At 66.9% G+C, this 14,113-nt stretch carries 12 protein-coding genes; 3 read left to right on the plus strand and 9 right to left on the minus strand.

Going from position 1 to position 14,113, the window contains the following annotated elements:
* Positions 1-26: 26 nt before the first annotated feature.
* The 7 genes from CK498_RS06190 to CK498_RS06220 form a co-directional block, all read right to left on the minus strand.
* The gene (locus tag CK498_RS06190) at positions 27-1,208 is read right to left on the minus strand and encodes an iron-containing alcohol dehydrogenase (RefSeq protein ID WP_217987696.1); all 1,182 of its coding nucleotides are present in this window, start codon (positions 1,206-1,208) and stop codon (positions 27-29) included.
* A 9-nt stretch (positions 1,209-1,217) separates the two neighbouring features.
* Complete coding sequence (locus CK498_RS06195; protein ID WP_095619976.1) at positions 1,218-2,603, minus strand: aldehyde dehydrogenase family protein; 1,386 nt, start codon at positions 2,601-2,603, stop codon at positions 1,218-1,220.
* 199 nt (positions 2,604-2,802) lie between these two features.
* On the minus strand, positions 2,803-4,182 hold the full coding sequence (locus CK498_RS06200) for a glutamine synthetase family protein (protein WP_095619977.1): 1,380 nt from the start codon (positions 4,180-4,182) through the stop codon (positions 2,803-2,805).
* A gap of 83 nt (positions 4,183-4,265) precedes the next feature.
* The gene (locus CK498_RS06205) at positions 4,266-5,327 is read right to left on the minus strand and encodes a TRAP transporter substrate-binding protein (RefSeq protein WP_095619978.1); all 1,062 of its coding nucleotides are present in this window, start codon (positions 5,325-5,327) and stop codon (positions 4,266-4,268) included.
* Between the two features lie 92 nt (positions 5,328-5,419).
* Entirely contained in the window at positions 5,420-6,739 is a 1,320-nt protein-coding gene (locus CK498_RS06210; RefSeq protein ID WP_095619979.1) for a TRAP transporter large permease, read from the minus strand.
* On the minus strand, positions 6,736-7,263 hold the full coding sequence (locus CK498_RS06215; protein WP_095619980.1) for a TRAP transporter small permease subunit: 528 nt from the start codon (positions 7,261-7,263) through the stop codon (positions 6,736-6,738). Before CK498_RS06215 ends, CK498_RS06210 begins: the two co-directional genes overlap by 4 nt.
* A 155-nt stretch (positions 7,264-7,418) precedes the next feature.
* Entirely contained in the window at positions 7,419-8,378 is a 960-nt protein-coding gene (locus CK498_RS06220) for a LysR family transcriptional regulator (protein WP_095619981.1), read from the minus strand.
* 95 nt (positions 8,379-8,473) lie between these two features.
* On the opposite strand from CK498_RS06220, the gene CK498_RS06225 reads away from it, so the two are divergent.
* Both CK498_RS06225 and CK498_RS06230 read left to right on the plus strand, forming a co-directional pair.
* Positions 8,474-8,884, plus strand: coding sequence for a gamma-glutamylcyclotransferase family protein (locus tag CK498_RS06225; protein ID WP_095619982.1), 411 nt, complete (start codon positions 8,474-8,476; stop codon positions 8,882-8,884).
* 50 nt (positions 8,885-8,934) lie between these two features.
* Positions 8,935-9,747, plus strand: coding sequence for a TraX family protein (locus CK498_RS06230; protein WP_095619983.1), 813 nt, complete (start codon positions 8,935-8,937; stop codon positions 9,745-9,747).
* Positions 9,748-9,762: 15 nt separating this feature from the next.
* Here CK498_RS06230 and CK498_RS06235 read toward each other — a convergent pair whose 3' ends face one another.
* The gene (locus tag CK498_RS06235; RefSeq protein WP_095619984.1) at positions 9,763-10,599 is read right to left on the minus strand and encodes a cytochrome b5 domain-containing protein; all 837 of its coding nucleotides are present in this window, start codon (positions 10,597-10,599) and stop codon (positions 9,763-9,765) included.
* Positions 10,596-11,888, minus strand: coding sequence for a ferredoxin reductase family protein (locus CK498_RS06240; protein WP_095619985.1), 1,293 nt, complete (start codon positions 11,886-11,888; stop codon positions 10,596-10,598). Before CK498_RS06240 ends, CK498_RS06235 begins: the two co-directional genes overlap by 4 nt.
* A 176-nt stretch (positions 11,889-12,064) precedes the next feature.
* Here CK498_RS06240 and CK498_RS06245 point away from each other — a divergent pair, with 176 nt between their 5' ends.
* Positions 12,065-14,089: a PhoX family protein gene (locus tag CK498_RS06245; RefSeq protein WP_217987697.1), complete on the plus strand. Its 2,025-nt coding sequence runs from the start codon at positions 12,065-12,067 to the stop codon at positions 14,087-14,089.
* Positions 14,090-14,113 lie beyond the last annotated feature (24 nt).

Here is a 14,113-nt window from a genome sequence, read left to right on the forward strand (position 1 = left end):
TGTGTGCCACGCTTGGCAGCTATCGCTCAAAGACGCCCCTCCACCGCCGCGACGAAGATGTCGCGATACTGATTGGCGTCGAAGGCGATCGGGTTGGTGCCCGACGAGGGGTCGGCCACCGCCATCTGCCCGACCTTGTCGGCCTGCTGGGTATCGATCTTGAGCGCTGCCAGGGTATGCGGGATCGCCAGCCGCTCGCGCAGCTCCAGCACCCAGTCGATCACCGCCGCGGTACCCGGCTGGCGCAGGTCGAGATAGCGCCCCAAGCGCACCATCGGCTCGCCGATCGCTTGCTGATTGGCGCGCAGCACATAGGGCATCAGGATTGCATTGAGGGTGCCGTGGTGGGCGTCATACAGCGCCCCCAGCGGATGCGCCAGGGCATGCATCGCACCCAGGCCGCGCTGGAAGGCGGTGGCGCCCATGCTCGAGGCCACCAGCATGTTCATGCGTGCCTCGAGATCGCTACCATCGGCGTAGGCCCGCGGCAGGTACTCGCACACCCGGCGCATGCCCTCCACGGCGATGCCCTCGGCCATCGGATGGTAGAGCGGCGAGCACCACGCCTCGAGGCAGTGCGATAACGCATCCATGCCGGTAGCGGCGGTGATCGTGGGCGGCAGGCCCACCGTCAGTTCGGGGTCGAGGATCACCGTGGCCGGCACCATGCCGGGATGGAAGATGATGCGCTTGACGTGCTCGACCTCATCGGTGATCACCGAGGCGCGGCCCACCTCCGAGCCGGTACCCGCGGTGGTTGGCACCGCCACGATAGGGGCGATGGCGTCAGCGTCGGCGTTCTTCCAGTTGTCGCCGACGTCCTCCAGCGACCACAGCGACAGCCCGTCGCGCTGGTTGGCCATCAGCGCCACCGCCTTGGCGGCGTCGAGCCCCGAGCCACCGCCGAAGGCGATCACCCCGTCGTGGCCGCCGTCGCGAAAGGCGGCCATGCCGTCGAGGACGTTCTTGCCGGTGGGGTTGCCCTTGATCTCGCTGAACACGGCGATGCCCAGGCCGCTGTCGTGGCAGGCCAGCACGATGTCACGCACCATCGGCAGGTTGGCGAGCCCGGGGTCGGTGATCAGCAGTGGTGCCTGCATCCCCAGCGCCTGGCATTCCGCAGGCAGCTCGCGAATGCGCCCGACGCCGGTAAGAATATTGGCGGGGTAGTTCCAGCCCATGCTGAACTGGCTCATGTCCTGGCTCATTGGCGACTCCTAGGCGTGCTTGAGGTGGAAAGATTTGGGCCGGGTCAGGGTCTCGTAGCCTAGCCGCGACAGCGAGCAGCCGCGCCCCGACTGCTTGACGCCGGTCCAGGCCAGTTCGGGGTCGAGGTAGTCGCAGCGGTTGGTAAATACCGTCCCCGCCTCGAGGCGCTGGGCCAGCCGCTCGCCGGCCGCCATGTCGCGGGTGAACACCGCGGCGGTGAGGCCAAAGGCGCTGTCGTTCATCAGCGCCACCGCTTCGTCGTCGCTGGCCACCGGCATGATACCCACCACCGGCCCAAAGCTCTCCTCGTGCATCACTCGCATCGAGTGATCGACCCCGGTGAGAAGCTGCGGCGCCAGGTAGGCGCTGCCCGGCACCGACAGTGGATAGTCGCCGGGATCGATCCACGCCTTGGCCCCGGCGCTCACCGCCTCCTCGATCTGGCCGCGTACGAAGTCCGCTGCTGCTGGGCGCACCAGCGGGCCGAGGGTGGTGGCCGGGTCGCTGGGGTTGCCCAGCCTGAGCTGCTTGACCCAGGCCACCGCGCGCTCGACGAAGGCGTCGAAGATCGCCTGGTCGACGTAGATGCGCTCGATGCCGCAGCAACTCTGCCCAGAGTTGAAGAAGGCGCCGTCCATTACCCCTTCCACCGCGGCATCGAGATCCACGTCGCCACGAATATAGGCCGGGTCCTTGCCGCCCAGTTCCAGGCCGCTGGCGATGAAGCGCCCCGCCGCGTTGCGCTCGACCATTTCGCCGCCGGCCACCGAGCCGGTGAAGGAGACGTGGTCGATGCGCCGGTCGCGGATCAGCTGCTCGGTGGCGTCATGCGACAGGTGTAAGTGCTGGAACACGCCCTCGGGCAGGCCCGCGGCCTCGAAGGCCTGCTGGATGCGCTCGGCGCACAGCGGGGTCTGAGCGGAGTGCTTGAGGATCACCGTATTGCCGGCCATGATCGCCGGCACGATGGCATTCACCGCGGTCATGAAGGGGAAATTCCACGGCGCGACGATAAACGACACGCCCAGCGGCTCGCGGGTGATATAGCGGGTAAAGCCCGGCTTGTCGGCGAGCTGGATCGGCGCCAGTGCCGTCTCGGCGAGGCCGATCATGCCCCTGGCGCGTTCCTCGAAGCCACCGATCTCGCCACCCGCGGCGCTAATCGGGCGGCCCATCTGCCAGGTCAACTCAGTGGCGAGCTCATCGCGCCGGGCGACGAAGGCATCGACCATCGCCGAGCACAGTCGCCCGCGCTCGGCGACAGGCACCTCGCGCCAGCTGCGCTGGGCGCTGGCCGCCCGCGACAGCGTGGCGTCGATCTGCGCCGGATCGGCCTGCTCCCGCTCGACGTAGACCGTGCCGTCGACGGGGGATATCGTTTTCTGTATGGCCATACGCTTCTCTTTCCTTCCAGTAACAAGTGACACGGCTCAGTTCGCTGTTTCCCGACGCCGCCAGCCACCCGGCTCGCGGCTAATCCGGCGACAGGCCACCGCGGGGGCGCTGTGAATCCCTCCCTGGACGCTACTTCTTCCTTCCCTGGAAGAAGACCCCCGCTTTGCCCTGTCCCCGGCGCCGCTTGGCGCTTGGCGCTTAAATAATTTCAAAGTAACGATCCAACTCCCAATCAGTAATATGGCGGCGGAACTCGCGCTCCTCCCACTCGCGGGTCGCTGCGAAGTGCTCGACGAAGTCGTCGCCGAACAGCGCCCGCGCCGGCTGCGATGCCTTGAGCCGCTGAGCGGCCTCCCATAGCGTGCGCGGCAGCGCCTGGTGCTCGGGGTGGTCGAGTTCGTAGGCGTTGCCGCGCACCTGCTCGTCGGGTTCGAGGCGCTGCTGGATGCCGTACAGGCCCGCGCCGATGGCGGCCGCGAGGGCGAGATAGGGGTTGGCATCGGCGCTGCCCAGGCGGTACTCGACGCGCTGCGACTTGGCGCTGCCGGGAATCACGCGCAGCGCGGTGGTGCGATTCTCGACGCCCCAGGTGGCGTCGGTGGGCGCCCAGAAGCCAGGAATCAGCCGCGTATAGCTGTTGATGGTGGGCGCGAACATGGCCAGGAACTCGGGCATCAGCTGCTGCTGGCCGGCCACGAAGTGACGCTGGATATCGCTCATGCAGTAGGGCTTCTCGGCATCGAAGAAGGCCGACTCGCCGCTATCGGCATGGCACAGCGAGAGGTGGATATGGCCGCTCTGGCCCGGGTAGTCCGGCGACCACTTGGCCATGAAGGTGGCCATCAGGCCGCGACGCTGCGCCCACACCTTGGTGAAGGTCTTGAACAGCGCGCCCTTGTCGCCGGCGGCCAATGCGCCGTCGACGCCGATCGCCGCCTCGAGCACGCCGGGGCCGGTCTCGGTATGCAGCCCCTCGATGGGAAAATCCATGGCCTCGGAGAGCGCCAGCAGCTCATGGTAGAGCTCGGCGTGCACCGAGCTTCTCAGCATCGAGTAGCCCATCATGTCCGGGGTCAACGGCGTGAGGTTGCGGTAGCCTTTCTCGCGGATCGACTCCGGCGTCTCGCGGAACATGAAGAATTCGTACTCCAGCGAGCCGTGGGCGCTGAAGCCCATCTCAGCGGCCTGGTCGAGCACCCGCCGCAGCAGCCCGCGCGGGCAGATCGCCTCGGCCTGGCCACTGAACTCGGCGAGAAACAGCAGCATGTCACCCTCCGCCGGCACCTCGCGGCAGCTCTCGGGGACGATGCGCAGCTGGGCATCCGGGTAGCCGGTGTGCCAGCCGGTGTATTTGACGTTGTCGTAGAGCTCGTCCTTGCTGTCCCAGCCCAGCACCACGTCGCAGAACGCGAAGCCCTCCTCCAGCGCATGGAAGAACTTGTCGCGATGCATGTACTTGCCGAGCATCACGCCATCCATGTCGAACATGCCGACCTTGACGTGGGTCAGGCCGCGCTCCTCGACCAGGCGCCGCGCATCGTCAACGCTGGTGATATGTCGGGGTGATAATTGACTCATGGCAACATCCTAAATAGACCAACGGTGTTACCCGCGGCGGCGGGCATGCCAGAGGCGGGCAACCGCCCGCCCCCGGCCACTCCTCAGCTGTAGCGATAGGGAGGCCCAGCCTGCTGCATGGTCTGGCGATAATCCTTGAGGATCTGCACGACCTTGGCACTACGCTCGCTCTGCTCGGCGATCTCGTCCCAGAACGCCAGCGCCTCGTCTTCCAGGGTCTGCCACTCCTCCTCGGGGATCGAAGTGAGCTCGAGCTTGCCGCCGGTGGTGCGGTAGTGGGCCTCGCCCCACCAATACCAGTGCTGGCGGTAGTAGTGCGAGTTGTCCATGCACAGCTTGAACAGCGTCTGCAGGTGCTCGGGCACCTCGTTCCAGCGGTCGGAGTTGGCGAAGTAGGAGCCTGCCCAGGCGCCGGAGATGTTGTTGGTCAGGTAGTAGCTGCTGACATCGGCCCAGCCCACAGTATAGGCCTCGGTGATGCCGGCCCAGGCGATCCCGTCGAGCTCGCGGGTCTGCATGGCGACTTCGATGTCTTCCCACGGCAGGGTCACCGGGACCACGCCGAAGCGACTCAGGAAGCGCCCGGCGGTCGGGAAGGTGAAGACGCGCTTGCCGCGCAGGTCCTCGAGGCTGCGAATCGGCTCACGGGTCACGAAGTTGCAGGGATCCCAAGCGCCGGCCCCCAGCCAGGTCACGCCGTCGACCTCGCCGTAGGCCTCCTCCCAGATCTCCTTGAGGCCGTAGTGATGGAACAGCGCCGGCACGTCGAGGCTGTAGCGCGAGGCGAACGGGAAATAGCCGCCGAACACCGAGACATCCACCGGGGCGTTGATCGAGTCGTCGTCGCTCTGCACCGCATCGATGGTGCCACGCTGCATGGCACGGAACAGCTCGCCGGTGGGCACCAGCTGGTCGGCGTAGTAGAGCTCGATCTCCATCTCGCCGTTGGCGGCCTTGTTGAAGGCGTCGATGGAGGGCTTGATGACGTGGGCCGCCAGCGCCGGGCCGGCGTAGGTCTGCATGCGCCAGCGGATCGGGCTCGACTGGGCATGCACATAGGGCGCGCCGACGGTCGCCGCGCCCACCGTGGCGGCGGTGGCCACCCCGGCCTTCTTGAGGAAATTGCGCCTATTGCTATCGGTCATGATGCTTCTCCCATGGATTGTTGTTGTTACCACTTCATCTCACCGCTTACACGCGGCTCTTATGCCTGCCCGTCGCCGGACATACTCGCGCCTTAGTTGTAGTAGAGCTCCGGCAACCAAAGCGCCAACTGCGGAAAGGCAGTGATCAAACCCAGCCCCAGCAGCATGATCATCACGAACGGCCAGACGCTGCGATAGATGTCGCCCAGCGTCACCTCGGGGGGCGCCATGGCGCGCATCAGGAACAGGTTGTAGCCGAACGGCGGGGTCATGTAGGCGATCTGCACGGTGATGGTGTAGAGCACGCCGTACCACACCGGATCGAAGCCCAGACTGACCACCAGCGGCACGTAGAGCGGGGCGACGATCACCAGCATCGCGGTGTCGTCGAGGAACATGCCCATCAGGATGTAGGAGAGCTGCATCATCAGCAGGATCTCCCAGGGGCCGAGGCCCATGCGGTCGAGGAACACGTTCTCGATGGCGCGCACCGCGCCGAGGCCGTCGAATACCGCGCCGAAGCACAGCGCGGCGAGGATGATCCACATGAACATGCAGCTGATGCCCAGGGTGCGCCTCACCGTGACCTCGATCACCGCGCGGGTCAGGCGGCCCTTGACCAGCGCCGCCAGGGTCGCCGCGAAGGCGCCGTAGGCGGCGCTCTCGACCAGGCTGGTGACGCCCATCAGGAACAGCCCGGTCATCGAGAAGAAGATCAGCAGCGGCAGGATGCCGGCACTGAGCAGCTTGAGCTTGGCGCCCAGGCGCATGGTGCGCTCCTCGGCGGGCAGTGCCGGCCCCAGGCTCGGCTGCAGCCGGCAGCGCACCACGATGTAGATCACGAACATCGCCGCCAGGATCAGTCCCGGGAACACCCCGGCCAGCCACAGCTTGCCCACCGGCTGACGAGCGATCATGCCGTAGAGCACCAGCACCACGCTGGGCGGCACCAGGATGCCCAACGAACTGCCGGCCTGGATCACCCCAGTGACCATGATCTTGTCGTAGCCGCGGCGCAGCAGCTCCGGCAGGGCGATGCTGGCGCCGATCGCCATGCCTGCCACGCTCAGGCCATTCATCGCCGAGACCACCACCATCAGGCCAATGGTGCCCACCGCCAGGCCGCCCTGTAGCGAGCCCATCCAAACGTGGAACATCTCGTAGAGGTCGCCGGCAATACCCGACTCGGAGAGCATGTAGCCCATGAACACGAACAGCGGCAGGGTCAACAGCGGGTACCAGTTCATCAGCACGAAGCTGGCGTTGAACGGCATCTCCACGCCGCCGTCGCCCCACAGCAGCAGCGCCGCGGCGGCACCGACGAAGCCGATCACCCCGAACACCCGCTGGCCGGTCAACAGCAGCAGCATCATGGTCGAGAACATCAACAGCGCGATCATCTCGTAGCTCATGCCTCGCCCTCCTCGTCGATGGGGCGACCCAGCGCCGCGCCCAGATCACGGAAGAAGGTGGCGAAGGCCTGCAGCAGCATCAGCACGATGCCAAGGCACATGATCAGCTTGATCGGCGCCAACGGCGGCGCCCAGGAGGAGTGGTTGCGCTGGCCGTACTCCAGCGCATACTGGGTGCTGGAGATGCCGCCCAGCAGCAGGGTGACCAGGAAGGTGATCAAGAATAGGATGGTGACGGCATCCACCGCCGCCTGGGTGCGCGGCGACCAGCGACTGTAGAACAGGTCCATGCGCACATGGGCGCCCATCTGCATGGCGTAGGCGCCGCCCAGCAGGTAGTAGCTGGCGAGCATGAACTGCGACATCTCCACGCCCCACAGCAACGGCGCATTGAGCACCGAGCGCGAGAAGGAGGCGTACAGCAGCAGCCCCATCATCAGGAAGATCATGTACATCACCAGCCGCCCCACCCCGCGGTTGAGGCGTTCTACCCAGCGTACATAGGCGCTTATTGTTGTTGGCATTGAGTTGCAGTTCCCGCGTCGCACATCGAATGACTTTCAGTCTTGGACGCGAATTCGGCATCTGGCAAAGAGCATCGGTCACACCGACGCCACTGCTATAGGAAAAATCGATAGTGCACGCCGAAGGCGCATTCGCAACGCTGCAATGCCCACACTCAGGGCTGGGTGGAGACCTTGGAGGAGAGCCACGGCAGGCCACGGTCGAGCTCCTGGCGAAAGCGTATCTCCAGCAGGCGGCGGGCATCGCGGGCCAGCTGGGCGGGCAGGTCGCCGAGTTCGTCGCGCCGCGACACCAGCGTCAATTCGCGCTGCAGCGGTGCCACCGGCAGCGGCGCGACGCGCACCTGGAGGGTCTCCAGGCCGGCCTGATAGAGGCACAGCGGGGTGGTGATGGTCCAACCGGCGCCGGCACTGACCAGACGCAGCACGGCGAAGGTGTTGTCGAGGTGCAGACGCGCCGGCAACTCGAGCCGGTTGAGGCGCAGGTGGCGCTCGATGGCCTGGCCGATCAACGACTGCGGTGTGTAGCGCACGAAATCGAGCTGGCGGGCCAGCCAGCGCAGGTTGTCGAGGGGCCCCGACCAGCTGGCCGGCGCCACCAGCACGAAGGGCTCGCGCAGCACCGCGTGGCGCTCGAGGCCGTCATAGTTCTCGAGGCGGTCGTCGGAGACGATGATGTCGACGTGGCGGGTCAGCAGGGCGTGGCTGTGCATGTGCGACAGCCCGGTGGTCAGGGTGTAGTCGCGGGTATGGCGCTTGATCAGCTCGATCAGCGGCTGGCCCACCGCCGTGGCCAGCGAGTCGACCAGCGCCAGGCGCACCTGATGCAGCTGGCCGAAGGCCCCGGAGACCAGCTCGCGGCGGGTACTGCGCGCCTCGTCGAGCAGGCGCCGGGCGCGGTCGTAGAAGAAGCGTCCGGCACTGGTCGGCTCCAGCGGCCGGGCGTTGCGCTTGAACAGGCTGACGCCAAGCCCCTCCTCGAGGGTGGCCAGGCTCTGGGATACCGATGACTGCTTGAGCCCCAGGCGCCGTGCGGCGGCGCTCTGGCTGCCCTGCTCCAGGGTCTCGACGAAGATTTCCATGCTGCGTAGATCGAACCCGAAACCGCTGCGCATCCCAGTGTCCTTGAGTGGCCCACACTTGACCCTGTATCTCCAGCAACAGAGTATCGTTTAAGGACAACCAGGCCCAGCCTGACCGGGAGGTTCCCATGTCCCATCTGCTGTTCGTGTACGGCACCCTCAAGCGCGGTTTCGCCAACCACGCAGGCTATCTCGGCGAGGCCGAATTCCTCGACCTGGCGGTGACCTGCGAGCCCTTTCCGTTGGTGCTCAACGGTCCGCGTTACTCGCCGGTGCTGGTCGACGCCCAGGGCCAGGGGCTCAAGGTCCAGGGCGAGCTGTTCCGCGTCGACGCCCCGACCCTGGATGAACTCGACCGCCTGGAGCGGGTCAATGATCGCGACGGTTATCGTCGCCGACGACTGGCCATCGCCGACCCGCACGGCCAGGTGCAGGCCGCCTGGAGCTACCTCAAACCGCCGAGTTGGGTGGAAGATGTCAGGAGCGAGCCCATGGCGGTGTATGATGATCGCCGCTACCGTCCCAGGCCCGACGCCTGAGCCAACGTTTCATTCATGGCCGACCCCATCGCTACAACCCGGAGGTAACGATGAGCGCTACGGCAAGCGCCCCACCCGATGCATTTCGCCCCGCCTCGACCTGGACCGCCTGGGGCCAGTGGCTGGCCCTGGCAACCATGAGCATCGATCACCTGACCCGCTACGTGCTGCCCGAAAGCTGGCAGCTCGACTGGGCCGGCTCCTCGATCGGGCGCATCGCCTTCCCGCTGTTTGCCGCCATGGTCGCCTGGCACGGGCTGTTCAACACTCGCAACCCGCAGCGCTATGCGCGGCGCATCCTGGTCATCGGCCTCGTCGCGCAGCTGCCCTACATGATGATGCCGCGGGCCTCGGACGCCTTTATCCTGAATGTCTGCTTCACGCTGGCGGCGGGGCTTTGCGGCGGCGCCTGGCTGCGTGAACTGGCGGCCCGTCAGGCGCGCGGCGAGCTGGCCGCGCACTGGGCGGCACTCGGCGCCGCGGCAACGCTGGTCGCCTGGTACCTGCTCGGCGACTGGGTCGAATACGGCCACAACGGCCTGCTGCTGATCCCGCTGCTGATGTTCGCCATGCACCATCTGAGCCAGGCCGGAACCCACTTTTCGGCACGCCTGCTGGCCGCCGCCGCGGCATTCCCGGCGCTGTGGGTGGCGGGCCAGATGAACGCCTCGGACATGGCCAAGTCGTTCACCGTGGCCACCTGCCTGACGGTGCTGCTGCTCGCCGCCGGCGCCGCCCAGCGCGTGCCCCGAGTCGGCGTGGTGATGCCGCGGCGGCTGTGGCTGGCCTGGTACCCCGGCCACTTCGCACTGATCGCCGCCTGGCTTTGGGTTATCGGCGCCGCGAGTTGGCCTCTCGGCTAGTGGCCTAACGCGCCCTTACGGCCAGCTGTATACCCCGCGGTTGAGGCCGTCGCGCATCGCCGAGATCACCTTGGCGCCGCGCAGGGTGGCGCCGCTGAAGCCGTCTACCTCGTCGACCACGCGCGCCGGCTCGTAGAGCGCGAATATAGTAGTCAACGGCTCACCCTCCAGCCACTCGGTAATCCGACGGTGCTGGACCATCACCGGGTAGAGGTCATCGCCCTCCTCGAGGGTCAGGTAGTCGACGCCGCGATAGGCGAGGTGGCGGAAGTTGACGTCGGTCAGGTGGCCATCGCGCAGGTCGAAGGTGATATTGACCTGTATCTCGCCACGATCGGTGAACACGCCCCGGTAGTGGCCATCCATGGGCTGGCCCAGCATGGCCCGGTGCAGGCGCTGGTCCTCGGCGGGCGATACCGACGCCGCTGGGCTGGCATCCTGGCGCTCAGCGTCTGCGCTGGTGTCCTCGACGTCGCCGCTAAGCGGCTCGCCCTGGTCGTCGACCAGGTCACCGATACGGTAGTTCTCGAGCTGGCGCTCGGCACCCGGGCTATGCGGTCTCCCGGGGCTCTTGTTGTCCCACGCTTCGCTGGATTCGCGGCCGCACCACTCGAGGATGACCTCCTCCTCGGTGGGGTGGTCAGGCACATAGTCGGTGATGTCGTAGACGCCGCCATGGATGGCCTTCCAGCAGCTCTCGGCACTGGCGTGCTCGGCCAGCTCGTCGAGCGTAATGTCACGCGTCTCGGACGCCCCGTCGGTCTCATCGTCCGAAGACAGCGCATGCACCGACACCAGGGTGCCGATACTGGCCAGGAAGGCGATGAAGGCACTATAGGCAAACTTGTTCATAGGAAATCGAAGACCTCGCAGTGGATGCGCGCGGCCGGCACGCCTTGGGCGTCAAGCAGGTCGCGCAGGTGGCCAATCATCCCGGGCGGGCCGCACAGGTAGATCTCTCGGTCGGCGTAGTCCGGGCAGTGGTGACGCAGGAAGGATTCGGTCAGCGGGCCCAGCTCGCGATAGAAGTGGGTCGTCACCGTGAAGCGCTCGTTCTCCCCGGCGCAGCGGGTGAGCTCATCGAGGTAGTAGGCGCGGTCAGGGCCATTGGCCAGGTAGAACAGCTGCACGCCGCGCCCCTCGTCCACGTCGGCCATGCCCCGCGCCGCGCTGACAAACGGCGTGATACCGATGCCGCCGCCCAGCCATAGCGCATCGCGATCGGGATGGTGCGCGGCGAAGAAGTCGCCGTAGGGGCCCTCCAACATTACCCGGCTACCCACACTGACCGTCTGCAGCGCGTGACTGGCGTCGCCGAGGTCCTTGATGCCGATCCGCAGCAGCGGGTCATGCGGTGCCGAGGCGATGGTGTAGGGATGTTCCTCACCCCGCCCCGCCGTCAACGACTCGTCGAGCGGCGTGAAATAGACGAACTGGCCGGGGCGATAGCCAAGCCCGCGGGCCTCCGGGCGCAGCGCAATTTCCACCACCCCGCGGGCCAGCGGTGCGACGCTCGCCACCCGGTAGGGGTGGCGAGCAAGCGATGGCGACAGCAGCTTGCGCCACACCATGGCCCCGGCGCCCAGGGCGCCGAGCAGCCACCACGGCCAGGTCTCCCCCGCCAGCGGCAACGCGTGGCCCAGCGCCAGCAGCAGCGCCGCTGCCGAGAGCATGTGCAGCCCCTTCCAGCGCTGGTAGTCGAGCCGCCCGAAGAAGCGGAAGGTCGGCGCCAGGAAGATCACCATCGCCAGCCAGGCCAGCCAGCCGCTCCACAGTGCCAGCTGCGACGGCGGCGGGAACAGCGTCAGCACCGCCACGTCGAGGCCCGCCGGCACCCGCGCCAGACCCAGGGCCAGCACGTGCAGCATGATCAGGATAAAGGCGCTGAAACCGAGCAGCCGGTGCAGCTGCCAGAGCCGGTCGAGTCCACCGAACCAGCGGTCGAATCCCGGCAGCCGGATACTCAAGGCCGCGGTCACCAACAGCATGGCAAGCCCCACAATCCCGCTGACGCGCCCCACCCAGCCGAGCAGCGCCGCCGCCTCACCCGGCGGCCAGCCCAGTCTCGGCGCGGCCACCATCAGCGGCACCAGCAGCGCGACGATCAGCAGCAGGTCGCCGCGGTAGAGACGCAACGCCATACGCCCTCCTCATCAGTCAGATCTACAGTGTCGACGAGGCGCGAGCTGACGCAAGACAAGACACGGCGTTACTTGATCCATATCAACGCATGTCACCCAATCGACGCCATTAGGTCATGCCAGTGTCATCAAGGCTGCCAACAATGGCGTTTCGTTCCACGTGAGGAGACATGGCCATGAAACACCCGCAGCAACCCGGCGCGGTCGATCCGATTCTCGCCGACGGCGACGAGCCGCTCAGCAATATGTCCGGCAACCCCTATTTCGGCGATATCCTGGAGACTCGTCTCAGTCGGCGCAGCGTGCTGCGTGGCAGCCTGGCCACTTTCGTCGCCGGCGCCATGGCCACGCACCTGCCGTTCTCCTCCGCCTTCGCCGCCGAGGGAAGCGCTGCGGCGGCTCCCAGTCTCGGCTTCTCGGCAATTCCCACCAGCGCCGCCGACGCTGTGATCGTGCCCGACGGTTACCGGGTACAAGCCATGCTGCCCATGGGCACCCCGATCAGCGGCGCCATGCCCGCCTACTCGCTCTCCGCCAGCGGTGAGGACCAGGCCCACCAGGTCGGCAGCCACCACGACGGCATGCACTTCTTCCCGCTGCAGGGCAGCTCCCGCGACGGCCTGCTGGTGATGAACCACGAGTACATCGAGCCGCGCTTCCTGCACGCCGCAGCGGCCGGCCTAGCCCTCGACCGCAGCGGCTTCCCGCAGAACGAGGACGGCAGCCGCGACGACGACCAGGTGCTCAAGGAGCTCAACGCCCACGGCGTAACCGTGGTGCGCGTGCGTGCGGACGACCAGGGCCAGTGGCAGGTGGTCGAGGACGCCCACAACCGCCGCATCACCGGCCTGACGCCGATGCGCCTGGCCGGGCCGGTCGCCGGCACCGAGCACGTGGTGACCAAGTACAGCCCGGACGGCAGCATGACCCGCGGCACCCTCAACAACTGCGCCCACGGCGTCACGCCGTGGAACACCTACCTGGCCGCCGAGGAAAACTGGGCCGGCTACTTCGCCAATAGCGACGCCGAGCTCGACCGTCGCCAGGCCCGCTACGGCATCGAGACCCGCGACAGCGGTCGCTACCAATGGCACCGGGCCGCCGGCGGCGCCGACGAGTATGTGCGCTTCGACGCCAGCGCCCGCGGCGCCTCCGCCAGCGAGGACTACCGCAACGAGCCCCATGCCTTCGGCTGGATGGTCGAGATCGACCCCATGGACCCGGCCTCGACACCGATCAAGCGCACCCACCTGGGCCGCTTCGCCCACGAAGGGGTGATCTTCGCCCCGGCGGTGGAGGGCCAGCCGGTAGTCGCCTACTCCGGCGACGACGCACGCTTCGAATACATCTACAAGTTCGTCTCGGCGCGCCCCTTCGAGGCCGCCACGGCCGACGGTTCCCTGCTCGACGAAGGCACGCTGTATGTGGCGAGATTCAACGATGACGGCAGCGGCGAGTGGCTGGCGCTGGTCCCGGGTGAGAACGGCCTGACCCCGGAAAACGGCTTCGCCGACCTGGCCGATATCCTGGTCAATACCCGCAGCGCCGCCGACCACGCCGGCGCCACCAAGATGGACCGCCCCGAGTGGGGCGCGGTGGACCCGATCACCGGCCAGGTCTACTTCACCCTGACCAACAACACCCAGCGTGAGGAAAACCAAACCGATGCCGTCAACCCTCGCGCTGATAACACCTTCGGCCAGATCGTGCGCTGGCAGGAAGAGGGCAGCCATGCCGGAACCCGTTTTGCCTGGGACCTGTTCGTGCTGGCCGGCGACCAGGACGACAGCCGCGACCTGACCGGCGAGCCACTGGACCAGGACGCCATCTTCGCCAGCCCCGACGGCCTGTGGATCGACCCAGACCGCCGCGTCTGGATTCAGACCGACATCAGCGAGTCGGTGATGAACAGCGGTATTTATGAGGTATTCGGCAACAACCAGATGCTCGCCGCCAACCCCGAGACCGGCGAGATCAAGCGTTTTCTCACCGGCCCGGTGGGCCAGGAGATCACCGGCGTGATCACCACTCCGGATCAGCGCACCATGTTCGTCAACGTGCAGCACCCGGGGGCCACCACCGAGGCCGAGGCCTTCGCGGCGGGCAATCTGATCAGCCACTGGCCGGACGGCGGCAGCGCCATCCCGCGCTCGGCCACTCTGGTGATCACCCGCGAGGACGGCGGCATCATCGGCGCCTGACCGAAAGCAGTCTCCTCGAACGTA

The sequence above is a fragment of the Halomonas salipaludis genome, assembly GCF_002286975.1.
GTDB lineage: Bacteria > Pseudomonadota > Gammaproteobacteria > Pseudomonadales > Halomonadaceae > Franzmannia > Franzmannia salipaludis.